The 24,487-nt window shown below is 47.8% G+C and carries 20 protein-coding genes and 1 pseudogene; 13 read left to right on the plus strand and 8 right to left on the minus strand.

Translation table 11 applies throughout. The features are described from left to right. Positions 1-76: 76 nt before the first annotated feature. From NC997_RS17305 to mnmG, 3 genes are all read right to left on the minus strand, one after another. Positions 77-655, minus strand: a complete 579-nt coding sequence (locus NC997_RS17305; protein WP_190425136.1) for a TIGR04376 family protein — start codon at positions 653-655, stop codon at positions 77-79. Positions 656-770: 115 nt separating this feature from the next. Further along, on the minus strand, positions 771-2,063 hold the full coding sequence (locus NC997_RS17310) for a hypothetical protein (RefSeq protein WP_190526486.1): 1,293 nt from the start codon (positions 2,061-2,063) through the stop codon (positions 771-773). A gap of 348 nt (positions 2,064-2,411) precedes the next feature. Beyond that, positions 2,412-4,334: a tRNA uridine-5-carboxymethylaminomethyl(34) synthesis enzyme MnmG gene (mnmG, locus tag NC997_RS17315; RefSeq protein ID WP_190526531.1), complete on the minus strand. Its 1,923-nt coding sequence runs from the start codon at positions 4,332-4,334 to the stop codon at positions 2,412-2,414. A gap of 222 nt (positions 4,335-4,556) precedes the next feature. Between mnmG and NC997_RS17320 the strand changes: the two genes are divergently transcribed. The 9 genes from NC997_RS17320 to NC997_RS17360 all read left to right on the plus strand — a co-directional run bounded on the left by NC997_RS17320 (position 4,557) and on the right by NC997_RS17360 (position 11,691). Then, a complete protein-coding gene (locus NC997_RS17320) occupies positions 4,557-4,892 on the plus strand; it encodes a hypothetical protein (RefSeq protein WP_190425141.1) in 336 nt (111 codons plus the stop codon). Between the two features lie 413 nt (positions 4,893-5,305). Further along, positions 5,306-5,638 (plus strand): hypothetical protein, encoded by a 333-nt coding sequence (locus NC997_RS17325; RefSeq protein WP_190425142.1) that lies wholly within the window; start codon positions 5,306-5,308, stop codon positions 5,636-5,638. Between the two features lie 417 nt (positions 5,639-6,055). Then, complete coding sequence (psbB, locus tag NC997_RS17330; protein ID WP_190425144.1) at positions 6,056-7,585, plus strand: photosystem II chlorophyll-binding protein CP47; 1,530 nt, start codon at positions 6,056-6,058, stop codon at positions 7,583-7,585. Positions 7,586-7,698: 113 nt separating this feature from the next. Further along, a complete protein-coding gene (locus NC997_RS17335) occupies positions 7,699-7,797 on the plus strand; it encodes a photosystem II reaction center protein T (RefSeq protein ID WP_190411294.1) in 99 nt (32 codons plus the stop codon). Positions 7,798-7,999: 202 nt separating this feature from the next. Then, complete coding sequence (gene nrdR / locus NC997_RS17340) at positions 8,000-8,563, plus strand: transcriptional regulator NrdR (protein WP_190526488.1); 564 nt, start codon at positions 8,000-8,002, stop codon at positions 8,561-8,563. A gap of 65 nt (positions 8,564-8,628) precedes the next feature. After that, positions 8,629-9,084, plus strand: a complete 456-nt coding sequence (locus NC997_RS17345) for a S1 RNA-binding domain-containing protein (RefSeq protein WP_190526490.1) — start codon at positions 8,629-8,631, stop codon at positions 9,082-9,084. Then, positions 9,071-9,472: a S1 RNA-binding domain-containing protein gene (locus tag NC997_RS17350; RefSeq protein ID WP_190526492.1), complete on the plus strand. Its 402-nt coding sequence runs from the start codon at positions 9,071-9,073 to the stop codon at positions 9,470-9,472. Before NC997_RS17345 ends, NC997_RS17350 begins: the two co-directional genes overlap by 14 nt. 250 nt (positions 9,473-9,722) lie before the next feature. Then, positions 9,723-10,835, plus strand: coding sequence for a 30S ribosomal protein S1 (locus tag NC997_RS17355; protein ID WP_190433695.1), 1,113 nt, complete (start codon positions 9,723-9,725; stop codon positions 10,833-10,835). 109 nt (positions 10,836-10,944) lie between these two features. Then, complete coding sequence (locus NC997_RS17360; protein WP_190526494.1) at positions 10,945-11,691, plus strand: HAD family hydrolase; 747 nt, start codon at positions 10,945-10,947, stop codon at positions 11,689-11,691. A gap of 30 nt (positions 11,692-11,721) precedes the next feature. Here NC997_RS17360 and NC997_RS17365 read toward each other — a convergent pair. Continuing rightward, positions 11,722-12,180 (minus strand): annotated as a pseudogene (locus tag NC997_RS17365) (hypothetical protein). A 306-nt stretch (positions 12,181-12,486) separates the two neighbouring features. Here NC997_RS17365 and metK point away from each other — a divergent pair. The 3 genes from metK to NC997_RS17380 all read left to right on the plus strand — a co-directional run bounded on the left by metK (position 12,487) and on the right by NC997_RS17380 (position 15,956). Next, positions 12,487-13,743: a methionine adenosyltransferase gene (gene metK, locus NC997_RS17370; RefSeq protein WP_190526496.1), complete on the plus strand. Its 1,257-nt coding sequence runs from the start codon at positions 12,487-12,489 to the stop codon at positions 13,741-13,743. A 180-nt stretch (positions 13,744-13,923) separates the two neighbouring features. Then, positions 13,924-15,522: a glycosyltransferase family 39 protein gene (locus NC997_RS17375; RefSeq protein ID WP_199306127.1), complete on the plus strand. Its 1,599-nt coding sequence runs from the start codon at positions 13,924-13,926 to the stop codon at positions 15,520-15,522. Between the two features lie 50 nt (positions 15,523-15,572). Further along, positions 15,573-15,956 (plus strand): YkvA family protein, encoded by a 384-nt coding sequence (locus NC997_RS17380; RefSeq protein WP_190526500.1) that lies wholly within the window; start codon positions 15,573-15,575, stop codon positions 15,954-15,956. A gap of 8 nt (positions 15,957-15,964) precedes the next feature. Here NC997_RS17380 and NC997_RS17385 read toward each other — a convergent pair whose 3' ends face one another. Next, a complete protein-coding gene (locus NC997_RS17385; RefSeq protein ID WP_190411286.1) occupies positions 15,965-16,708 on the minus strand; it encodes an SIMPL domain-containing protein in 744 nt (247 codons plus the stop codon). Between the two features lie 255 nt (positions 16,709-16,963). On the opposite strand from NC997_RS17385, the gene NC997_RS17390 reads away from it, so the two are divergent. After that, complete coding sequence (locus NC997_RS17390) at positions 16,964-18,748, plus strand: ATP-binding protein (RefSeq protein ID WP_190526502.1); 1,785 nt, start codon at positions 16,964-16,966, stop codon at positions 18,746-18,748. A 344-nt stretch (positions 18,749-19,092) separates the two neighbouring features. Here the strand turns inward: NC997_RS17390 and NC997_RS17395 are convergent, their stop codons facing one another. The 3 genes from NC997_RS17395 to NC997_RS17405 form a co-directional block, all read right to left on the minus strand. Next, on the minus strand, positions 19,093-19,776 hold the full coding sequence (locus NC997_RS17395) for a PEP-CTERM sorting domain-containing protein (RefSeq protein ID WP_190526504.1): 684 nt from the start codon (positions 19,774-19,776) through the stop codon (positions 19,093-19,095). 665 nt (positions 19,777-20,441) lie between these two features. Continuing rightward, positions 20,442-21,242 (minus strand): CHAT domain-containing protein, encoded by an 801-nt coding sequence (locus NC997_RS17400; protein ID WP_347276089.1) that lies wholly within the window; start codon positions 21,240-21,242, stop codon positions 20,442-20,444. 3 nt (positions 21,243-21,245) lie between these two features. Continuing rightward, positions 21,246-24,215, minus strand: a complete 2,970-nt coding sequence (locus NC997_RS17405; RefSeq protein WP_199306129.1) for a tetratricopeptide repeat protein — start codon at positions 24,213-24,215, stop codon at positions 21,246-21,248. Between the last annotated feature and the right edge of the window lie 272 nt (positions 24,216-24,487).

Consider the following 24,487-nt stretch of genomic DNA (forward strand, 5'->3'; position numbering starts at 1 on the left):
TTTTTTTTTATTACGGGTAATCAACCAGAGCTAAGATCGCTTCTCCCGATTACCAATTACCCATCTCAAAAACTCTTCACCGCCCGATATTCCGCTTCAACTGCTCAAGCTCGTCGTCCGCTTCCCAGTGCTTAAATTTAGCCTCTAATGGATCGGGACCACTGTTGATCGGGCGGTGGTAATTCTGATTCCAGCCAACCGTCTCCGCACGCTGCTGAGCTTGAGAACTTGTACGCGCTGCTTGCGCCTGAACAGCTTTAGTATGGACTTCCTGGCGGCGAACTTGAATTTGACGCTGTAGCTGTTTTGCTTGCTCGCTTCGCTGTTTAATCCCTTGCATCTGTCCCCAAAGTTGATTACCTTGACGTAGCAGGGCTGCTTCTCGCTCTTGGGCAGGCTGGACTAAATCGAACCTGTTGGCAGCTTTTGCCTTTTCAATCCGGACATGCCAACGCTGAATTTCTTGAGCGGTTGAGAGGATTTCATCTTGTAATTTTTTCTCTTGCAGTTGCAGGTCTGCAATCAGCTTAAGGGCATCATCTTCTTGTTCCCGTAGCTGCTCCTCTAGCGCCTGTAATTCCAAATGAGGATTATTCCGCAAGAATTCTTCTAATCGGGTTTCTAAAAACCGGCTGAAATCGTCAAATAGACCCACTGCAAGAACTCCCACTACAGGTTTGTCATTATGTTAGCAATTAGGCGCGATCGCTCATCAGCCATTAGTCATTGGTCATTAGTAATAGATTCATGACTAATCACGAATAATTCATTCAAAACTTCTGCCCAACATAAACAGAACGGACTTCTCCGTTGCGTCGGATAACCGCTTCCTGATTCGAGATGGAAACCAAAGTCCATCCACTAGAGCCAATGTTTTCGCCCACGCGGATGCGGTTGGCAACACCGCCGAAGTCAAATAGAGCAGCAGAGCGATCGCCCAATTCTAAGACTCCCACAAGCGTATGCGTCGCCGTAGGAGCCGGATCTGGGTTGGGTGCGGGTACTGCGGCTGGGGGCGCGGGGGGTGCTGGGGGTGCCAGGGGTGGTAAGGCAGGGATGGGAAGCCGAGGCATTGTGGCAGCCATCGGAGGCAGTGTCAGAGGTTTGGAACCCAATGAGGGTGCTGAGGGACGAACCGACGGTGCCGGACGGCTGACTGGGGGTTTGGGACGCACTGGCAGCATCGAACTCACGGAGGGTGCGGGACGTACTGGCAGCATCGAACTCACTGAGGGCGCGGGACGCACCGGCGGTACCGGACGCCTTGGCAGTGATGGAAGCAAGGGAGGACGCACTAAGGGGGAAACGCCTTGCAATCCTAGGGCAGATTGTGGAACCACAGACTGACTTTGGGGTGATGGATAGATGGGAATGTAGACTCTTTCCATAACACCCGATCCTCTGGCTGCCCCAGCCGTATTTCCGGGGACAGTTGTCACGGGCGGCAGATTAGTCCCTTGGGGCGCGGCGGCACTTCCCGTGCGTTTGTTCGCGTCAGCTTTGCGATCGATCACTTCGAGCGATCGCTGCATATAGTTCACAAACTGCTCATCTGCTTTAGACTGAACCTCTTGGCTGACGGGTGTAACCGTTGCGGGGGGCGAAAAGAGCCAATTGAGCCTGCCCTGGCTCACCAGCCACAGTAGCAATGTAGCTGCCGCCGATGTCAAAGCCAGTCCCAGCAGGAGTTTCTCAAATAATTTGCCTTCCCCACGATCCTTGTTGTCTTCGGGTTGAATCTCCTCTACGCTGATATCCAGCGCTAGAGGCGTTTGCACAATACTGCGGGGTGTATTGTCTGGTTGCTCCGGGAGCAGCTCCTCTGGTGGCACCCAGGTAGGGGGCAAGGTGACTTGCGAAACTTGGACAGGTTGTAAGGAGATATACTCTGACTGCGGCTGCTCTGGAGTTGAGATGCTACCGCCCTCCAAAACCCGGTCGATGTCTGCAAACAAGTCGTCCATCAATTGATCGGCATATTTGTCAACCGACCAAGGTTGGATAGAAGTGGAATTTGCCAAGGGTGCTGAGTCCCTCTGGTTATTGCTAACATCCTGAGTCATCGATTGCTCACTCTCGTGGCTACACTGAATCAACGATAAGCCTTAAGACATTTGATGGGGCTTATATCGGTACAGAAATTCCTAATTGTGGGACATTATTCCCTAAGGCAATCAGTTGTCAATGCTCCCTGACTGATTGGTTCAAAGAACGCCTTACTTCTAGCTTATATTTTCCCGTGGCGACCAAGCCAATTTTGTCGTTAAATTGGGCTTGACCCAGTTAGCAAACCATGCTTTTTGTCACTTGTCAATTGTCAACGGGTAGACAGGCGACGAATCTCGTCTCTCGGTCAGTTGTTGATGTTTTTACCACTCACTCAGGCAAGGAGGCGGTACCAAAAAAAGCCTCTACGATGACTGGCTGCTAACCAAGGCGGTTTGCCGAGAGCGTAATTCTAGATATACCAGTAAAGCGTTGATATCAGCCGGATTGACGCCGCCAATTCGAGCTGCTTGACCAATCGTGAGCGGTTGCACTTGCGCTAACTTTTCACGAGACTCCTTCGAGAGAGTCTCGATCGCTGCATAATTTAGATCCGGCGGTAGCTGGCGGTTTGCATGACGGCTCACTTGGTCAATTTGGTGCTGCTGACGCTGGAGATACCCAGAGTATTTGAGATCGATTTCTGCGCCTTCTTTCTCCACGGAGTCTAGACTGGGGTTGCTCAGTCCGTAACGATCTAAGTCAACGTAATGGAAACCAGGGCGTCGTAGCAAATCAGCCAGAGTAATCGAGCCTTTGATGGCTTGTTGGGTGTCAGACGCGATCGCCTTCCCGATCTCATCATGCTCCTTAATCCGCGTTGAATACAACCGTTCCTTCTCAGCAGCAATATTCGCTTGCTTGTGTTGGAACAACTCCCAGCGACGGTCATCAATTAGGCCAACTTCCCGCCCTAGAGGCGTCAAGCGCTGATCTGCATTATCCGAGCGCAGTAACAACCGATACTCAGAACGGCTAGTCAGCATCCGGTAAGGTTCCCGCAAATCTTTGGTACACAGATCGTCCATCAGCGTCCCGATGTAACTGTGTTCGCGTGGGAACACAATCATTTCTTGATTGCGGACAAATCGAGCTGCATTAATTCCCGCTACAATGCCTTGAGCAGAGGCTTCTTCATAGCCGGTCGTGCCGTTAATTTGCCCAGCACAAAATAATCCCTCTACCTTTTTGGTCATCAGTGTCGGATAGCACTGAGTTGCGGGTAAGTAATCATACTCCACCGCGTAAGCTGGACGCAGCATCGTACAGTTTTCTAGACCGGGGAGACTTCGCAACATTTGCAACTGCAAATTCTCTGGCAATCCCGTCGAAAAGCCTTGAATATACAGTTCTGGAATATCCCGTCCTTCCGGTTCAATAAAAATCTGGTGGCTTTCCTTATCGGCAAAGCGCACAATTTTATCTTCAATGCTGGGACAATAACGCGGTCCCTTTGCATCTACCCAACCGCCATAAACTGGCGACAGATGCAGATTTTCTCGAATAATCCGATGAGTCTCCGGCGTCGTCCGGGTGAGATAACAAGGCATCTGCTCCCGTTCCACCCAAACTGAGGGGTCAAAGCTGAACCACCGCACCTCCGTATCACCCGGCTGGGGTTCCAAATTAGTATAGTCTAGCGATCGCTTATCAACCCGTGCTGGAGTCCCCGTCTTTAGTCGTCCCGTTTCAAACCCAAGCCGATTCAAGGTTTCGGTCAACCCAACTGCGGCAAATTCCCCCGCGCGACCCGCTGACATCGACTTGTTCCCGACCCAGATGCGACCCCCCAAAAAAGTCCCCGTCGTCAGGATGACTGCTTTGCAACCAAACGCTACACCAAAGTAAGTTTCGACGCCAATCACTTCATCGTTAGCGCCCATTACCAAATCTGTGACCATGCTCTCGCGGATTGTCAAGTTTTCCTGGTTCTCGACAATCTCCTTCATCACCGCCGCATATTCCCGTTTATCCGTCTGCGCCCGCAATGCCCATACCGCAGGCCCTCGCGACGAGTTCAGAATCCGCTTTTGTAGGTAAGTGCGATCCGCCATTTTCCCAATTTCCCCACCCAACGCATCGATTTCGTGAGTCACCTGGGACTTGGCAGGGCCACCGACTGCTGGGTTACACGGTTGCCAAGCAATTTTGTCCAAGTTAAGGGTCAGCAGCAGGGTACGACAGCCCAATCGTGCTGTAGCGAGGGCAGCTTCGCAACCGGCGTGTCCGGCTCCGACTACAACAACATCAAAAGCGTCTTGAAATTCTACGGGCGATCGCGTGGTCATGGTCATGGTAAGTGTCTGAGTAGCAAGGACTCATCCTTCATATTAGCGATTACACCAGTCTGCTTGGAGTTTCAGCCATTGAGTGGCAAAATAAACCCGATTTAGACAGTATATAGACTTAATTCTATCGGGTGATTCTTTTCAAGTTAAAGCATATCACTCGGATTTGTCGGATGAGGTTTCGTATTCAAGATTTGTCGATTGAATACAAGGTTGGTTACTATGCCAAAACTCAGATTGATTTCTCTGTACTGCGAACGGACTGAAGACAACGCCGGGGCTGATGAAGCTTACTTGGTTGTGAATGGACAACAAGTTGGAGGCGTACAAAGTATCAACGATCGCGAAGCACGCAACCTCACTTATATCCCGCCGATTTCTTTTACATCTTCTGCTGAAATTCGGCTTTATGACCAAGATACGGGGATTTTCGATAAGGATGATTATCTGGGCACGTTAAATGCTTCAAGTAGTCAATTAGGTCGTGGAGAGCAACGGGGTAAGTTTACTGAGGATGATGCTGACTACACTTTGACCTGGGAAGTTCTGGCAGATTAAGTTTTCTTGCTTTGTCTGTTTTTACTTTATAGGGAAAAAGTTGCATAAAACGTTTTAAAAAGACACGGAAAACCGTGTCTTTTTAATTCATTATTATCTAGCTAAAGTATCTTTTTTGTAGAGTATTTTATTTTAAATCATATAAAGTGCGATCGCCTTCATCAACCAAGATACTTTAGCCAAGGGACGCTTTGTTCGCTTCGCCTTGAATCCTTTTGCATTCCCTCAAGCTCACATAAGGGCGATCGCCAGTCATGCTTCTTGGAAAGGGTAACAAAATATACTTATAAGTTTAATTTATATTCTTTTGCTGAGTGGATTTCGTCATAACCAGGACATCTGGGTGATAGAAGTGGTAGTTAATGGTGAACAACTTCCAAATCTAGGGCCTGTATAAAGAAAGTTGAAAGTTCGTGAAGTATTTTTTCCTTTCTGATGGATGGACTGTCGGTCGAGTATGGGAATTCGGCGGCTTGTGGAACGAAAACTCTTGGCGACGCAAACCCGAAATTCAGCAAATGAACCTTTGCATCTTCGAGCAAGGCGAAAAACTGTGGCTGTATCGAGTAGAAGACGCCATTCTTATGGTCGAAGTCAAACCCACAGCTCATGTCCCAACTGAGTCAGCCAATCAGAATATTGGTCAAGTAGTGCTAAAACGCTTGATTGATGCTGAAGAGGTCATCCAGAGAATGAACGAGTCAGCAGCGTTACCCCAACTCAGCAGCACCCAGGAGTCGGGATGAAAGGTTAAGAATGCGATCGCTACCTTAATCCCAACTGTCAACCCGCTTGCAATGGATTCTAACAATAGTTACACTTCTTTAAATGGTAACTCCCCTCGGTCTTCCGACCTAGGAATGGCGTGAACCTGGTGTGACGAGGCCAAAAACCTTATCGACACGATAAATCGTGTCTGTAACATCTGCCGAGGTAAAACATCAAGTACGCGAAACTCTCATGCAAAAAGCCTGCAATCGGCATGGCTCTTGAAGCTAAGAGTAGGTAACATAATCTTTCATTTTCACTTTTGCCTTGTGAAACAGTCCCGCAGTCTTGCAAGAGAGCTTCTCTGGCTTAGATTATGGTAAACAACGGCAAATCGCACATAAAAAAAGAAGCGTCGAAGTAGACACTTATTCATCTGAGGAGGAGCGTAGTCAATGGGACTACCCTGGTACCGAGTACACACAGTCGTCCTGAACGATCCAGGTCGATTGATATCTGTACACCTGATGCATACTGCCCTCGTGGCAGGCTGGGCCGGTTCGATGGCCCTGTACGAACTCGCAATTTTTGACCCCAGCGACCCAGTCCTGAACCCCATGTGGCGTCAGGGGATGTTTGTACTGCCATTCATGGCTCGCTTGGGTGTAACCGAATCCTGGGGTGGTTGGAGCATTACTGGCAGCTCAGGAAACTACCCTGGCGTATGGTCATTTGAAGGCGTTGCTGCCGCTCATATCGTCCTTTCCGGTCTGCTGTTCCTGGCTGCCGTCTGGCACTGGGTTTACTGGGATTTGGAACTGTTTAGAGACCCCCGCACCGGCCAACCAGCGCTCGACTTGCCAAAGATGTTTGGCATTCACCTGCTTTTGTCGGGTCTTTTGTGCTTTGGATTCGGTGCATTCCACCTGTCGGGGCTATTTGGCCCTGGTATGTGGGTTTCCGACCCCTACGGTATCACTGGCAGCGTCCAACCTGTCGCGCCAGAGTGGGGACCCGATGGCTTTAATCCGTTCAATCCTGGCGGTGTCGTCGCTCACCACATTGCAGCAGGTGTCGTAGGAATTATCGCTGGTTTGTTTCACCTAGCAGTTCGACCCCCAGAGCGGCTCTACAAAGCTTTGCGGATGGGGAACATCGAAACCGTGCTTTCCAGCAGTATTGCCGCTGTATTCTTTGCCGCCTTCGTTGTGGCAGGTACGATGTGGTACGGCAGTGCTACAACTCCGATTGAGCTGTTTGGTCCCACCCGCTATCAGTGGGATGGCGGTTACTTCAAGCAAGAAATTGACCGGCGCATTCAAGCGAATATTGCTGAAGGGGCGAGCGCTTCCGAAGCTTGGTCGCAAATTCCAGAAAAACTGGCATTTTATGACTATGTCGGAAACAGCCCTGCGAAGGGTGGTTTGTTCCGCGCAGGTCCAATGAATAAAGGAGATGGGATTGCTCAGGCTTGGTTAGGGCATCCAGTATTCAAAGATGCTGAAGGTCGGGAATTGTCGGTACGTCGTCTTCCCAACTTCTTTGAAACCTTCCCCGTGATCTTGACCGATAAAGACGGTGTGATTCGCGCCGATATTCCGTTCCGTCGGGCAGAATCAAAAAATAGCTTTGAGCAAGCGGGTGTCACCGTAAGCTTATACGGCGGTGCTTTGGATGGGAAAACTTTTGATGACCCCGCTAAAGTGAAGCAATTTGCTCGGAAAGCTCAGCTGGGTGAGCCTTTTGCATTCGACCGCGAAACGCTGAATTCTGACGGGGTGTTCCGCACCAGTCCCCGTGGCTGGTTCACGTTCGGACACGCTGTATTTGCTCTGCTGTTCTTCTTCGGGCACCTCTGGCATGGCTCTCGGACTCTGTTCCGGGATGTGTTTGCTGGGGTTGAGGCTGACCTGGAAGAGCAGGTTGAGTGGGGTCTGTTCCAGAAAGTGGGTGACAAGAGTACCCGCAAGAAGGAAGCTGTCTAGAAAGGTAATCAGGCGAAAGGCAAAAGTTAAGTATTCTTCTTTCGCCTTTTGCCTTATTAGTTTTTCTTGACAAGGTAGACTGGTAGTAAAGCAAACAATCAGGAAATTCTGATATGGAAGCCGCTGCTTACATTTTGATTTTGACCCTCGCATTGGGTACTCTCTTCTTTGCGATCGCTTTCCGCGAACCTCCTCGGATTGAGAAGAAGTAGTTCGCACCTAAAGCTCGCAGCACTACAACTTAATATTTAGGAAAAGCCACTGAGCCGCAACTGTCTTAACCCTTGTATTTCCACAAGGGTTAAGATAATAACCGGCTCAGCTTTTCCAATTTTAGGTATTTCTTTAGTAAAGTGGCAGATAATTCTAATCCTTCCTCACGCTCGTCTATCCAACAAGCGAGGACTTTTTAAAATGCAATGTCCTTTATGCCAGTACACCGATAGCCGTGTCCTTGAGTCCCGTTCCACGGAAGCCGGACAAAGTATCCGGCGACGCCGCGAGTGTTTGAAGTGCAATCATCGCTTCACTACCTACGAACGCATTGAATTTGTTCCGATTACTGTGATCAAACGGGGAGGTCAGCGAGACTCCTTTGATCGTTCCAAGTTGATTCGTGGGATTGTTCGAGCCTGTGAAAAAACCGGCATCCCCCAAGGAACTCTGGAAGTATTGGTTGATGAAATTGAAGCAGAATTACAGCAGCGAATCATTAGAGAAGTTACCAGTCAAGAAATTGGGGAATTAGTCCTCCAGCGTCTGCAATCTATCAGCGAAGTTGCATATATCCGTTTTGCCTCGGTCTATCGGCAGTTTCAAGGAATTCGAGATTTTGTGGATACCTTGAATCATCTGCGAAGTCATGGCAGTGGAACAGAGGAAGACACTGAACTAACAGATCCTCTCGAAAATAATAAGTCTTCTTTATCAGAGCCTGGTGACACAGCAATCCAGGCTTCTTTGTTTATTGGTTATTAGTAACTAGCAGTTGACAAAGCTGCTATAGTATGCAGTAGAGATGCGGTAGGTACAGCCGAACATTTTTGAATTCAAATTTATCTAGCTTTCGTCCTGGCGACGTTGTAATTGGTAAAGCGATCGCTCTGGAGCCGGAGGGCGCTTTAATTGACATTGGCGCACCAACAGCTATTTTTCTCCCAATTCGGGAAATGTCAATCAATGAGATTGACTCTCCAGAAGAAGCCTTGCAACTGAACGAATCCCGCGAATTTTTGATTGTAAATCAATACGATGAAGCGGGGAATTTGATACTTGGTCTTTCCATCCGACAGCTAGAGAAAAAGCTGGCTTGGGAACGAGTGCGTCAAATGCAAGCCGAAAACGTCACACTGTACGCTAAAGTTTATAAGATCAGTGGTGCTGCTGGTCTGTTAGTTAGGATTGAGGGGTTGCGTAGTTTCATTCCCAGTAATTTGTTGGGTACGTGTAAACATATTCAAAGAGTTAGTGGGAGAACAACTCCAGTTGAAGATCGTTGAGGCAGATGAATACCGCGATCGCTTGTTTGTTTCCCATCGACTAGCACTGTATCCAGCAGGGATAAAGCATTTAGAAGTTGGTCAAGTTGTTACTGGGAGAGTACTTGCACTCAAGCCGTATGGTGCATTTATCAATATTGCAGTCATTAACGCTCTGCTGCACATTTCCGAAATTTCCCACGCTGACTTTGACAAACCTGAAAGTATTTTTAAGGTCGATGATGAAATAAAAGCAATGATAATTTCGATGGATGCTGAGAAAGATCGCGTCTCACTCTCCACAAAAGCACTAGAACCCGAACTAGGTGATATGCTGAAAAATCCTCAGAAAGTCTATGAAAAAGCTGAGGAAATGGCGGCAAAGTACCGCAACCAGATGCAGAAATAGTAGTTGTTGCCTCAGATGTAGTCTTTAGCTGAAATACCGCTTACCTACTGCTAGGGAGCAATTTTAGCCAAACGGAGGATGAGCAAATTAAGTTATAATATCCTGTCTGGACAACTTCTCGCTCCTAGAAAATCTCATACAATAGGTTTGGCGAGAGAGCTATGTAGGTGTAAACTGCACGCGGTAAACGTGGGCGTACATCGACAGGAGGCACAGTTAAATACGGAGATAACACCAGGAAACGATACGCATGGTCAATCAGAAAACAACCGCTACAGCAGATATTGGATTTTCTCACGAAGATTTTGCGGCCCTACTCGATAAGTACGACTATCACTTTAATCCCGGTGATATTGTCGCCGGTACCGTGTTCAGTTTAGAGCCTAGGGGCGCTCTGATTGACATTGGCGCTAAAACAGCGGCTTACATTCCGATTCAGGAGATGTCAATCAATCGGGTTGATGCTCCGGAAGAAGTGTTGCAGTCCAACGAGACGCGAGAATTTTTCATTCTGACCGACGAGAATGAAGATGGACAGCTAACCCTTTCCATCCGCCGCATTGAGTACATGCGAGCATGGGAGCGAGTCAGGCAGTTGCAGACAGAAGACGCTACAGTGCGATCGCTTGTCTTCGCTACCAATCGCGGTGGTGCATTGGTACGAATTGAAGGATTGCGCGGGTTTATTCCCGGTTCTCACATCAGCACTCGCAAACCCAAGGAAGATTTGGTTGGTGAAGAACTACCCCTAAAATTCTTAGAGGTAGACGAAGACCGCAACCGTCTAGTTCTGTCGCACCGACGGGCGCTGGTCGAGCGGAAGATGAATCGCCTGGAAGTGGGCGAGGTCGTGATTGGAACGGTACGAGGCATCAAGCCTTATGGTGCATTTATCGATATTGGCGGCGTCAGCGGACTGCTGCACATCTCCGAGATTTCCCACGACCACATCGACACGCCTCACAGCGTCTTCAATGTCAATGATGAAGTGAAAGTGATGATCATTGACCTTGATGCTGAACGGGGACGGATTTCGCTCTCCACCAAGCAGCTAGAGCCAGAACCGGGCGACATGATCAAGAACCGCGATCGCGTCTATGACATGGCGGAAGAAATGGCGGCTAAGTATCGGGAGCAGATGCGAGCCAAGCTGCAAGGCACTACGATACCTTCTATAGAAATCGGCGTTTCTGACGAAGAAGCGCTACCTCCTATCGAAGATGAAGACGTGCCACCTGCTACAGAAGAGGCAGAAGTTCCACCCGCTATCGAAGCTGAAGAGGTGCCACCCGCTACAGAAGAGGAAGAAGAGTCACCTGATACAGAAGCTAAAGAGCTGTCACCTGCTATAGAACAAGAGTAATTTTGTTAGGAGACAGAGAAATTTCAGATTTGAAATTTGAAATTAGTAATGACCAAAGAGGGAATTTCCCTCTTTTTTTATTGCAGTTTAATGAGTTGAGGGGGAAATTTTGGTAACAATTCGCTGTCGAGAGGTCACGTTCCCGAATATCCAGGCGGTAATTTTTGACAAGGACGGCACCCTAGAGGATTCGGAGTCATTTTTGAGAAAGTTGGGGCAAAAGCGATCGCGCATTATAGACGCTCAAATCCCCGGAACCGGAGACCCTTTATTAATGGCGTTTGGCATTAATGGAGACACTCTCGACCCTACGGGGTTATTAGCAGTAGGTAGTCATGGAGAGAATGAAATTGCTGCTGCTGCTTATATTGCTGAGACCGGACGGGGGTGGCTGGAATCAAGAGCGATCGCTCATCGCGCTTTTAATGAAGCAGACCAATTTCTAAAAGATGCTGCCCCTTCTCCCTTATTTGTTGGTTCATTGGAAGTGCTGCAACTTCTATTTCAAGCTGGCTTGAAATTAGGAATTTTATCAGCTGCTTCGACTTCACGAGTAGAAGCATTTGTCAAGCGACATCAGCTCTCGCCCTATATCCAGCTAGAGATGGGAGTTGATGAAGGTCCCACTAAACCCGATCCGGCTTTATTTTTGCAAGCTTGCCAGAGACTGGGAGTTTCACCCAGCAATACTCTGATGGTGGGAGATTCTGCCGGAGATATTCAGATGGCACGTCAGGCGGGGGCGGCTGGTTGTATTGGCATCTGCTGGGGAAAACCAGAGGCGGCGCATCTAGAAAGTGCAGATGTCGCGATCGCGCAACTCGACGAAATTCAAATTTTGGATGCTAATGGCTAATCGGTGAGAACCCCTGACACCTGTTAGCCATTAGCTATCAGGCAAATTCCCAAAGCGATCGCGATAACGAGCTAACAGGTTTTCCATATCGGCAAGCTGTTGTTGAGCAAATTCCCGCTGCTGGCGCTCTTGTTCGGCTCGTTGGTGTTCTTGTTCGGCTCGTTGGCGTTCTTGTTCGGCTTGTTCTTCTGCCTGCTGTCGCCTCTGAGTTTCCCGCTTTAGCGCCTGCATTAGCTCATCGGCAATTAGCAACTTTTCCCCAGTATCTTCTCGGTAAAAGCCAAGTAGTTTCCCTTTTAGGAAAGCCTTGGGAATAGTCAAGAAACTGGTTAGCAAGAACAGTTGCCTGACGCTCTGCCAAGTATTGTTTGAGGACTTCCAAAGTCGTCAAAATGGCATAGAGATGGTCATAGGTTTCTGCTACTGGTTCACCATCGGCGCTAGGGGAAAAGATTTCTGCGGTTGGGCTGTCGGTAAAATTGCTGTCATCACTAGCACCGTCTCAGCGTCACCGATTTATTTGTAATTGGCATGAGCGCGATCGCTTTCGTGTCCACCAAGAGCGACTATTCTGATAAAAATCATCGAAAAATTCCCGCTACAAAGCGAATCCCGATGTCTTCCCACTGTAACGCCAAATACTAGGGCAGCCGATTCGCTTCATCAAAGCTTTATCAAATAAATTGACCATAATAGCGATCGCGTCTCAATGTTTTTAGGATCGCAGGTTAAAATAGCTTAACTTAACTCAAATCACTGCCCTAGCAAGAGCCATCATCCCAGGAGGAATTGCCCTTGTCTCGTCGCTACCTATTTACGTCTGAATCTGTTACTGAAGGTCATCCCGATAAAATCTGCGATCAGATTTCTGACACCATTCTAGATGCGCTACTGACACAAGACCCCAGCAGCCGCGTCGCAGCAGAAGTTGTCGTCAACACCGGCTTAGTGCTAATCACAGGTGAAATTACCACCAAAGCTCAAGTAAATTTCGTTAACTTAGCCCGGAAAAAAATTGCAGAGATCGGCTACACCGATGCCGATAATGGCTTCTCTGCCAACAGCTGCTCAGTCTTGGTTGCCTTGGATGAACAATCCCCAGATATTGCCCAAGGTGTTACCACCGCGCAGGAAACCCGCGTAGAAGCCAGCGACGACCAATTAGACGCCATTGGCGCTGGCGATCAAGGCATCATGTTTGGCTTCGCCTGCAACGAGACACCGGAACTGATGCCCTTGCCGATCAGTTTGTCACACCGAATTTCTCGCCGCCTTGCAGCAGTTCGGAAAACTGGACAATTGCCTTACCTGCGTCCAGACGGCAAAACTCAAGTAACGGTTGCCTATGAAGGTGGGAAACCCGTTGGGATTGACACCATCCTGATTTCCACCCAGCACACCGCCAACATTGGTGAAATTAGCGAGCAATCCGCAGTCCAAGCCAAGATTAAAGAAGATTTGTGGGCGGCGGTTGTACAACCCGTTTTTGCGGATATGGCGATTCAGCCGGACGAAGAAACCCGCTTTCTAGTCAACCCCACTGGCAAATTCGTCATCGGGGGACCTCAAGGCGACTCTGGTCTGACCGGACGGAAAATTATTGTTGATACCTATGGCGGCTACTCCCGTCATGGTGGCGGTGCCTTCTCCGGAAAAGACCCGACAAAAGTAGACCGCAGTGCGGCTTACGCTTGTCGCTATGTGGCTAAAAACATTGTGGCGGCTGGCTTGGCAGAAAAATGCGAAGTCCAGTTGAGCTATGCAATTGGCGTTGCTCGACCCGTCAGTATTTTGGTAGAAACCTTCGGTACCGGCAAAGTAGACGATGAGCGCTTACTGGAACTGGTGAAACAGAACTTTGAATTGCGCCCAGCAGGGATTCTCCAAGAATTCAAATTACGTCACCTACCCAGCGATCGCGGCGGTCGTTTCTACCAAGATGTCGCTGCTTATGGTCACTTTGGACGGACGGATTTAGATTTGCCTTGGGAACAAACTGACAAAGCAGCACTCCTGCGGGAAGCAATGACCGAGTGTGAAGCGACTGCTTAACCCTTGTACTTCAAGTACCTGAATACCTCGAAGCTTAAAGCCGAAGAGATGCTTGCTTTGAAAAAAGCAGTGTCCTCTCGGCTTTTTTGTGAGGGTCAACAAAAAAGTTTAGATAAAAAAACTTAAAATCTTCTAGGCTAATTTTCAACTAAATAAAATGACTGCTTAATGAGAAGTCAAATGCTTAAAATCTCTCGCCTACAGGCATTATTACCCTATTTGACCTTGTTACTTTGGTCAGTCCCTTTATTGCTATTCAGTCACGAACAGCAAAGCCTAATGGCGCATGATGAGGGACTTTACTCTTGGCGAGCTAAATTAATAGTGGAGTCTAGCAACTGGTTAAAGCCCTCTATCGCTAATTATGGTAAAACTCCCGGTGCCTATTGGTTGATTGCCAGTTCATTCTCGCTGTTCGGCATTAGTGAGGCAACTGCGCGAATACCGAGCATCATTGCTGGCATCATTAGCGTGATATTGGTCTATGAAATTGGGACAATTTTGTTAAGTAAACGAGCCGCATGGTTAGCAGCGGCAATTCTAAGTGTTGAGTTTTTTTGGTTTCAATATAGTCGATTAGCCGTTCCAGATGTGCCGATGGTTTGCATGGCACTTTTGGGTATTTGGTCTTTATTAAAAGCTGAACGACATCCAAAATATCAAGGTTTTTGGAGCTTTGTCGCTGGTATAAGTTTAGGCCTGGGCTTCTTAATCAGAAGCTATATGATTTTTTTGCCAGCGATCGCGCTGTTACCTTACCTAATTTGGGAGCATCGTCGTCACCGACATCTCACAAATCCCATGCTCTATTTAGGCTTTGTAGTTGGCTTCAGTCCAACAATCGTCTGGCTTTTGAATGGCTGGCTGTACTATGACAAAGATACTTTTCAGGAATTGTTCCAGTTTATTTTCAGGCTTAGCTCAGATGAAAGTGATGGAAATACTTGGCCTTACTATTTCTGGAATATTCCAGTCAAAGCGTTTCCCTGGCCTTTTTTCAGTTTGTTAGGTATAGGCATTTGTTTACGAAATCTACTTCCTCGACAGAAGCTAATATTAGGGGTTTTTCCGCTGATTCTGTTTGTAGAACTGAGTTTTTTCTCGACTCGTTTGCCCCATTATGCTTTGGCTCTTTATCCTTTTGTGGCTTTGTTGGCAGGACTTGCTTTGGATTGGCTTGCCAGAATTTATGAGGATACATCGCCGCGAAAATGGCTTCCGCAAAATCTTAGTTATGCTTTTGGGGGCTTAGCTTGTTTATTAGTGTTAGCAGGTGTGGCGTTGTACGGTAGTTTTCCGATTCCTGGCGTGAAAGGGGATGCACAAATACAAAAGTATGGAGCGATCGCTCTCGGTTTGGGGTTGGGATGGCTAATGTTACCAGTGGTATGGATGGGTCGTTATTACTTTGGCAAGAAGTTTTTAACGGGTCGTTATTGGTTAGCAGCTTGGTTGGTAGGACCTTGGTTTGCTTTAGCCGTAGCGGGAAGCACGGGTTTAATCGGAGATTACAACCCTGAGATCAAGGCATTAATGCAGCAGCCGGAAATTGCTGCTGTGTTACAAACTCATCCAGTGAATTGGATCAGAGGAACGGGAAAAACTGGAGTGCTACTATGCTTTTACACTCCCGATTTGGCGAAACAGGTTAAACAAGTTTCAGAGCTGCAACCGTCTAGCTACGCTTGGATTAGGTCAGAACAACTCGCCAATTTATCCTCGCCTTACCGAGCGATCGGGAAAGTCCGAGAGTGGCAACTTATTCAAGTATTGCAGTAAGCGATCGCTACAGCTTCATTAGCGTTTAACGTTCATTCAGGTCAACGCAAATGCAGGGATGGAAACAACAACTCCATCGGTTGAAAAAAGAAACCTACGCAATTTACTTGGCTTGTAAAGATCCCAGAGTTCCTTGGTATGCAAGGATATTGGCTGGGTTGATCGTCGCCTATGCCTTTAGTCCGATCGATCTCATTCCAGATTTTATCCCAGTCATTGGTTATCTAGACGATCTGATTCTTGTGCCGCTGGGAATTTGGCTGGTACTGAAGATGATTCCCCCAGCCGTGATGGCGGATTTTCGGGAAAGAGCAACAACTGCGATCGCTCAAGATAAACCTACGAATTGGATTGTTGCCTTTATTATCGTGGCTATCTGGTTTGGGTTAGGGACTTTAGGTGTAATTTGGATTGGACGCATCCTGAAACGTTAAGCCGCTCTTTAATAGCGAATTTGCAAGGTAACGGATGAAATAATCTTCTGTTCGCCACCCACAACCGGCGTGTCAGCAGCCTGATTTCGAGGGGATAATAAAGCCTGCTCGGAGGCGATGACTGGCTGTGGTGGATTGACTCCATTGATTTGAATGCTGACAATTTCTCGCTGATTGAGAGCGAGTGCCCCCAACGCCGCTGCTGCTTGCTTTTGGGCGTCTTCGGAGGCTTTTTTAATCGCTTCCTGCTGAGCCTGCGCGATCGCTTCATCCGCAGCAACAAGATTAACGCCATCAATTCGTGTTGCACCGGCTTTGATGGCATCATCTAACAGCGTCCCGGCTTTTTCATGACCAGTGCGAAAACTTACAATGTTGGTGCCGATATATCCATTCAGGGTTTGCTTACCGTCTTTGAAACTATAGTTAGGAGCGAGAGTAATTCCAGTCGTTTTTAGTTCTTCCACCTGACGGGATTTCAGCAGTTTCACTACCGCAGAAGAGCGTTGGGCGACTTGCTGCTGAACTTCCTGAGAAGTTTTCCCCTGAACTTCCACACCCAAACGCGCTTGCGCGATCGTTGTCGGAATGCTGACATCTCCTTTTCCGGAGACAGTGAGGCTTCTGGGTAGTTTCTCTAGCGTCGGGGCAGATTGGCAGGCACTCAGGCTGAGGATACCCAGCGCTAGAGAAACAATTTTTACACGATTCCAGAAATTCGGCTTAGCACTACACGGGAGAAAGCGATTCATATTTTGGAACACAAATTAGAACAACAAATAATCTCGTGTTCCTAATCTGGCACTGTAGCTTTCGAGTAGTGCTTTAGGTTACATTTTTGGAAACTTAACCCTTTCCTCGATCTTGTTTAAAACACCATACAAATCACATTGGCTCAGCGGTGGTGCTGTTATAAAAGAAGTGGAGCTAAACGTCGAGCGAGACTCGACTCGATCTAATAGGGCTGATTTGGTCATTTTTAGCAGCAAGGCAAGGAATTTGTGCTGATGCAACCTCAAGAGCCAACCGCTGCTGACGACACCACAGAGAGCCAAAAAGTTTTAGCGACTCAGCCGCTCTCGACCGACCGCCACTCGCTAAAATCTCTCTTACCTTGGAAACCGAAAGCCGGTTCTTGGCGCATCCACCAAAAGATTGGCTACGGCTATTTCCTAGCAATTGCGATTGGCTTTTTCGGTTCGCTAGCTGGGTTAGTAATCGCAGACTATTACCAAGGGCAAGGCGTCAAACAACTCAATGATGCCCACGTACAAGCACAACTGCTCGGAAATTTTAAGGATGCGGTCATCGAGGTGCAATTACATGGTTCGCATTTAGCTGCTGTACTAGAGGATTCACAACAGCTGCAATTGGAAAAAGCGCAATTTTTCGACTGTGTTAGCAAAGCTAAGAAGTTGAGGTTGGAAATTGAACGCTTCATCAAGAGCAACCCTGCCTGGTTAGCAGCAACCCCCGACACAATACAGGAATTATTGCAGGCTTACACGACTACTTTGGACTCCTACGTTCAGCAAACTGAGTCTAGCTTGCAACCAATTGACCAATTGCAATTGCAGCCAAAGGCGGTTGAGTCAGCGCGACGGCAACTACTCATCGCGATCCGTGGGGAGTCAGCGATGACTTTAGAGCGCTTCAATGCACAATTGAGCAACCTCCTTGATATGGCTCAAAAGCAGGAGCAGCAAGGGAGAGAAGTGATGGAGAATGCTCAAGGACTGGAGAAAATCATTATTATCTTGAGTATGCTTGTTTCGGTTGCGATCGCAGGGACGATGGCGCTGCGTACCAGTCGCGCGATCGCACAGCCAGTCGTCACGGTTACTCAAGTGGCTCAGCAGGTAGCACGGGAATCTAATTTTGATCTGCGTGCCCCTGTCACCACTGGCGATGAAATTGGGTCATTAGCCACTTCTCTGAATCATCTCATCGAACGGGTATCCGAGCGAACCAAAGAATTGCAACAAGCGAAAGAATTAGCTGAAGCTTCTAGTACCTCCAAAAGTCAGTTTCTGGCGAATATGAGCCACGAGCTGCGTACACCCTTGAATGCCATCATTAACTTGAGCAAACTTCTCGAAGAAGATGCCCAGGATCTCGGCTTAAGCGATGAAGATTTTATTAGCGATCTTCAATCAATTAACTCTGCTGGCAAACATCTTCTGGCACTGATTAATGACATCCTCGACTTGTCGAAGATTGAAGCCGGGAAAATGACTCTCTACCCGGAAACGTTTGATATCAAAATGTTAATTATTAGCGTTGTCATAACAGTAAAACCGTTAGTAGAGAAGAATGGAAATGTCTTAGACGTTCATTGTGACGAGAATCTGGGCACCATGTACGCTGACCAGATTAAGGTGCGGCAGATATTGTTTAATTTGCTCTCCAATGCTGCCAAGTTTACCGAGCAAGGTCGAGTGACGCTGACAGTGCAGAAAGATGAAAGCGCGATCGCTCAGAGTCAACTACCAGCAGCAAGTCTAAAAACCCGAAACTCTGATTCTTCCACCCTACATCCTTCATCCTTGAAAACGTCCTTCATCCTTTTTCGGGTCGCCGATACTGGGATTGGGATCTCGGATGAACAACAACAGCAACTGTTTCAAGCCTTTATGCAAGGAGATGCCTCGACTACGAAAAAGTATGGCGGTACTGGACTGGGGTTGGCGATTAGCCGTCACTTCTGCCAGATGATGGGGGGTGATATTACTGTAGAAAGTCAGGAAGGGATGGGATCTAGTTTCACGGTTCGCCTCCCCTTGAGTTTGTAAAGGACAGGGCTTACGCAAGGGACATTTCAGTCCAGTTTCACCATTGACGTACAGACAGCGGCGTCAAGCCAATGCCCCGAATCACGCGATGCTCATTCCCACTGTATTGCCGCCTGACCAGTATTGTCGCCTGACCAGTTCAATCGAGTCTGAATAACGCTTGTCTAGAACCGTATCATTTTATAGCACTTAGGCATTCTCGGACGGTTGTAGAAGGGGTTCCACGGTGTCCCACAACTTTCGAGGCGTCAACTTCTCGCCACGCAGATAGCGATTGATACGAGCGAGCCTAATACCCTCAAGATGATCGACCAATTTCCTGACCGTGTTGTTGACAGGACTGCTCAGTAGATATTGGCAGTAGTCAAGTTTGGTGAAGCTGATCTCCTCAGTTTAAATTTTTGAGCAGTCTTCTTTAATAAGAAGCTCAGGCCTAAGACACAAAGACCTGCCATCGCACTGGGTTCCGGAACAGGATTGGGAGATGGAGCTTGACGAAGCGTCACAGTTAGCAGTTCTGGAGGAATATCTGTACGGAGAGAGCCAATAGTATCTTCTCTTCCGTAACCAATGCGTAATGCATAGTCGTTGGGGTCACTAGAGAGTTGATTGACTAAAGAAAAATTATCAAACCAGAGAACAAAGAAATAAGAGGTAGGAATGGGGACTGGATCCGGTAAATTTAAATCAAAACCTCTGAAAAAGAAGCTCAAACTAGAAAACTCTCCTGACCCAATTCCACCGCCAAACCCCGCAGAAGTAGTCGCTCTAGTATTCACATTTGCCGTATCAGAATATGGAACTGGCGAACCGTCTATTTTAAGGTCTGATATCGCGTTTGGGAAGAAACCAGCGGTTGGAGAAGAATCTTGATCTGTCACCGAGGTATCTAAAGTAAAAGAAATTTCTTTTCTAAAACTTCTTAAAGAAAAGTCCAACAAAGCAGCTTCAGAGGGAGCTGAATTTATACCCATTGTGAGCAACGCTGCTCCCCCGACAATTCCTGTAACTTTTCTCATTAAACTCATAAAGTGTTCCTCTCATGCAGAATTAAGTTGAAGCCGAGAATGTAGACAGACCCAGCAGTTAGAATTCCTTGCCTACTAAGTTGCAATTAAAGGTGCCCTAGCCAGGTATTGAATACAACTCAGCCGTAAAAGGAAGCCTACTATTCTCCTCTGTGAATTTCTAGTAATTCCACGTAGACTTTACTGAAAAAATAAAAAGTATCTATATATAAACAGCTTATATATGTAAAGACTTATTAAATGTAATTTTATTAGAGTGACCTACCAACGGCTTGTCTAGCCATGAAAGTTAGTAAAAATGGGAGACTTGATGAAAAAAATAAATCATAGATGGACAATTTTTCTAAAGCTTGCCTAAGTATAAATACGTAAATTCATTTAATTCATAATTAAAACTTATAACTTATCCTGAAATCAGTGGAGAGTTGAGCTTTATTCCAGCTTCATAAAGATTCAGTAGTTACGCAGTTGAGAAACAAGGGGAGGTGAGGTAGAACTACTTAGGAATGAAGCCAGCGAAAGTCAACCAACCCGATTACATTAACTTCCTGATTGCAACGCAGGATTGTGCGAGATGCTGTTCGTCACTACTTGGCGGCTCCTTGTTTCATTCTTAAGCCAACTGTGTAACTCCTGAGGGAGCTAGAAGCGATACAGTTCGGTTGTTATTTCCACTCGCCTTGCAGCACGAAAGCTGCCCAGTAATAGGGTGCTTTCCATTCCGTTTTTTGCCACATTTCTATCTGTGCTGCTCTCAATGCCGCTGCTGGCTGTAGATTTTTTTCCAGCATTCCTTTATAAAATTTGGTCATTAACTCGGATGTTGCGCGATCGCTAACACTCCACAAACTCACCACCACTCGCGGCGCACCCGCATACATAAAGCCGCGTGTCAAGCCCACTAATCCTTCGCCTTTGACTTCTTCACCTAATCCCGTTTCGCAGGCACTCAGAACCACCAGTTCTGCTGGCAGGTTGAGATTGAAAACATCGTGCAGTCGCAAGAAACCATTCTGCGATTCGCCTTTTTCATCTAGCAGAGACAACACCACCCCTGATAATTCTGGATGCACGCTATTAAGGATGCCATGAGTGGCAAAATGCACGATCCGGTACTGGCTGAGTTCTGAGTTGGTTGCAGAGGCACGATTGGCAGCAAAATCGAAGGCTTGCCTGCGTTCTGCGGCTGGTACGAGGGATAGAATCTGCTCAGCTTCTTGCCGGGTAAAAGGTAGGCGCTTAAAAGTGACATCCGATTCTCTCGCGGATCTTGCTAAAGTGCTGAATGCAAGGTTTTCTCCGATACTCCGCTGCTTCTCTGTCTGCCCTTTTGCTTGATTGACTCGCTCATCGTCACTGCCGAAGACGGGATCGGCTAGCACCGCCACAGCCTTAGCAGCAGGTTTGCGCCCAGCTTGTTCGTGTCTTAACACGGCTAGTGTAGACGCTGAGGGCAGATTGACGATTTCCTAATTGACTAACAGCGGAATATGTGAGGTGGAAGGATTGGCTTTGTTTTCTGTGCTTGCCTGCGTTGGCACTGGTAGCGCGGCAAAGGGGACATACTGCAATGCACCGTCGCTGACAATAACTAATCGTTTCTTATCCAGTTTCCCAGCCACTTGCCCCAAGAGCATCTGGCTGAGTTTGGTTACAACTTCGGTGCTAGCGGGAGCGAGTTCAACCTCAATTCCTCCTCGCTTATCGGTCGGCTTTCGGGTTTCCAAGCTATAGCCAGGAGTGTTCAAAAGTTCATAGAAACCCCGTGCCGTTAACTCAATTTCGGCGCGTTTGGGGAGTTCGTAGCTGGTGATGCTAGTCTTGGTGACAGCCCAAAGATAGCTGCGTTCTTCGCCTAATGAGTATTCCAAAAGCAGCGTATCGTCATCAAGAACCTGCTGCTGAATCTCTGCCAAGGTGAGGGGTTTTGGCTGAGTCAGGGCGGCATAGCGGGGACTGGTGGCTCGGATTTGTGCCTGGGCTTGTCGATACTCTTCTAAGAGATTTTCGCGTTCTCGTTCAATTTTCTCTAGCTGTCCTTTAGTGGGGTTGCTACTGTGTAACTCAACTCGGCGTTTTTCAACAGCATCAAGTTTTTGCTGCAAGGTGCGCTCTTGTTCCAGCTGTTTTGGCTCGACTCCTTGCCGAATATTAGCGTTAGCCTCTGTTAGGAGTTCCAAAAGACTCCGGGCACGAGCGCGTTCCGAGGCGTGCAGTGCCAGAGCATCGTACCCAATATAAGGCTCTTTTTTGTGCAACTGCATCAGCACGTCGATGTAGAACTGGTAGTAATTCTGCACGGAGGCAAAGTAGGAAGTACGCAGTTCTGGGCTGGTGACTCTGGTGCGTATGTCCTCAACAATTTTGATGGCGGCTTCGATTTGGGTACGGGCTGCGTTGAGATTGCCCTTGTCGCGTTGTGTAATCGCAACCTCATAGAGTGTATATGCTTCCTCCGTGCGATCGCCCATCAACCGCCGTAGTGCTAGTTCCCGATCATAGGTTGAAAGCGCTTTTTCGTACTGCTTCAACGCATTGTAAACCTTGCCCAGGTTCCGCAAGGCGTTGGCTTCTGCTAGGCGAGTCCCCACCTTCCGGTGCCCAGTCACTGCCTTTTGCGTGGCTTCCAGTGCTTTGGGATAATCTCCCGATGCCAAATACACCCTGCCGCTCATAACGAAGGACATGGCTTCCCAAAAGCTGTCCTTCTGTTGGTGCGACAGTGAAAGTAATTGTTTAGTAGCATCAAGCGCCTTGGGATAATCCTTTAATAACTCGTAGGCTCTAACTATAGAAGTGAGTATCCTGGATTGGCGCGAAAAATCGTTATTTTCTCTTGCCAGAGTTAGCGCTTGGTTGTGATAGTCAAGCGACTTCTTATAAACTTTCGCTTCTTGGTAGACAAAGCCAATGTCGTCAAGGGTTGAAGCTTGCCTGGTGCGATCGCCAATGCTTTTAAATATCTCTAGTGCTTTGGTGTTTGTATCGATACTGAGCTGATAATCTCCTAGCGACTTGTAGACTCCAGCGATGCTATTAAGGGTGACGGCTTCTTGAGTGCGATCGTTCACCCGACGCTGGATATCGAGCGCTTGGTTGTATAAGTCGAGCGCTTGTTGCGGCTTACCCATTGAATTATGGATATCAGCAATGTTACGGAGGGTAAAAGCTTCTCTAGCGGGAGCGGGAATGGCACGCCACAACACGAGCGCTTGGTTTAATGCATCGAGGGCTTTGTGCATTTCCCCTAATTGGTTGTAGACATAGCTGACTGAGCTGAGGACTGTCGCTTCCCCAAATCGGTTTCCCGCCTTTTGCAAAAGCGATCGCGCTTGGTTATAAAAGTCCAGCGCTTTGGAATAATCGCCAAATCCTGATGAGGCGTAGGTGCTAGCGATACCTGAGAGAATCCCAGCTTGCTGAGAAAGGTTGAAGGTTAAACCTGTTCCAGATAGATTTTCCTGTGCTGCTTGTTGGAGTTCCAGCGCTTGGTTATAGGAGTTCAACGCCTTCTGATGCTCGCCCAATGAGTAGTTGAGCAAGCCAATTTGGCTGAGGATATCCGCTTGCCCAGCCAAATCCTTCCTTTCTTGTTGGATTTTTAGTGCTTGTTCATAAGATTCAAGCGCCTGTTGCGATTCGCCCAAGTTGATGTAGCTCAGACCGATATTCTGAAGTGTTTGGACTTGTGCGGCAGTATCCTTCTCGGCACGTTGGATTACCAGCGCTCGATTGTAAAAGCCGAGGCTTGATTGAGTTTCGCCTAGTTTAAAGTAGACATCACCAATGTTGTTCAGCGTAATAGCTTCACGAGAGGGTTGTTTCTCAGCTTGAAACAGCGACAGGGCTTGATTGTGATGTTTGAGCGCTTCTTGCATTTTGCCCAAGCTGTAGTAAACATTGCCGAGAGAATCGAGCAGGGAAGCTTCCCCAACGTTGGTGGCTACAAGTGCTTGCTTATACGAGTCGAGCAGTTTTTGTTGGTCGTCCGAGTTGGAGCCAGCATTATCGGTAGAGGCGCGAGCGATCGCGTCCTGAAGGCGGTTTTTCAACTCGCGCCTGACAGCTAACCCCCGCTCGAAATAGTCCAGCGCCTTCTGAGGCTCGTCTTGGTCAACATCGTAGATGGTACCGATGAGAGAAAGAGTCAGTGCTTCCCAACTGCGAACCCGATACGGCGGAGCCTCGTCAACCGCCAATTGCTGCCAAATAGAGAGTGCTTCTTCGTATTTGGCAAGCGCTTGTTGCTGAGATTCTACCGTTCCTTGGTTTTCTAGTTGCTGTCCTTGCTTTATCAGCTGCTCTGCCCGTGCATAGGCTTGTTGCTTATCAGTAGTCGTTGCATTTTGCGAGGAAGTCGCTGGCTGTTGGGCAATTGAAACGCTGGGTGCCTGTGCCGCCACTGATGACAACAATAGAACAGCTACAAATAACGCCAAACATACGATAGATAGAAGCTGAAAACGATATAGGAAGTAACAATAAGAGCGATCGCCACTCAATCAACTGCCGTTTGCTACGCTTAGCCATGCCTACACCCTCACGCTCAAAATCGCCACTACTCTAACCGATGGTGCGCTGTCAAAATCTACACGTAGGAGATGCGATAAATCGTATCTTTACAAGTCCGCTCTCGTCAGGCTTTGTCTGTCTAGCACCATTTAGCCTGAGTGCGATAAGAGCGATCGCGAAAGCTCACTCATTCTCTGTT

The organism is Trichocoleus sp. DQ-A2, from assembly GCF_039961915.1.
Classification (GTDB): domain Bacteria; phylum Cyanobacteriota; class Cyanobacteriia; order Cyanobacteriales; family FACHB-T130; genus FACHB-T130.

Excerpts from the sequence above, each read along its gene's own strand:
- NC997_RS17310 (WP_190526486.1), bottom strand. The coding sequence starts at position 2,063 with ATGACTCAGGATGTTAGCAATAACCAGAGGGACTCAGCACCCTTGGCA.
- mnmG (WP_190526531.1), bottom strand. The coding sequence starts at position 4,334 with ATGACCACGCGATCGCCCGTAGAATTTCAAGACGCTTTTGATGTTGTT.
- NC997_RS17320 (WP_190425141.1), top strand. The coding sequence starts at position 4,557 with ATGCCAAAACTCAGATTGATTTCTCTGTACTGCGAACGGACTGAAGAC.
- psbB (WP_190425144.1), top strand. The coding sequence starts at position 6,056 with ATGGGACTACCCTGGTACCGAGTACACACAGTCGTCCTGAACGATCCA.
- NC997_RS17335 (WP_190411294.1), top strand. The coding sequence starts at position 7,699 with ATGGAAGCCGCTGCTTACATTTTGATTTTGACCCTCGCATTGGGTACT.
- nrdR (WP_190526488.1), top strand. The coding sequence starts at position 8,000 with ATGCAATGTCCTTTATGCCAGTACACCGATAGCCGTGTCCTTGAGTCC.
- NC997_RS17355 (WP_190433695.1), top strand. The coding sequence starts at position 9,723 with ATGGTCAATCAGAAAACAACCGCTACAGCAGATATTGGATTTTCTCAC.
- NC997_RS17375 (WP_199306127.1), top strand. The coding sequence starts at position 13,924 with ATGCTTAAAATCTCTCGCCTACAGGCATTATTACCCTATTTGACCTTG.
- NC997_RS17380 (WP_190526500.1), top strand. The coding sequence starts at position 15,573 with ATGCAGGGATGGAAACAACAACTCCATCGGTTGAAAAAAGAAACCTAC.
- NC997_RS17385 (WP_190411286.1), bottom strand. The coding sequence starts at position 16,708 with ATGAATCGCTTTCTCCCGTGTAGTGCTAAGCCGAATTTCTGGAATCGT.
- NC997_RS17390 (WP_190526502.1), top strand. The coding sequence starts at position 16,964 with ATGCAACCTCAAGAGCCAACCGCTGCTGACGACACCACAGAGAGCCAA.
- NC997_RS17395 (WP_190526504.1), bottom strand. The coding sequence starts at position 19,776 with ATGAGTTTAATGAGAAAAGTTACAGGAATTGTCGGGGGAGCAGCGTTG.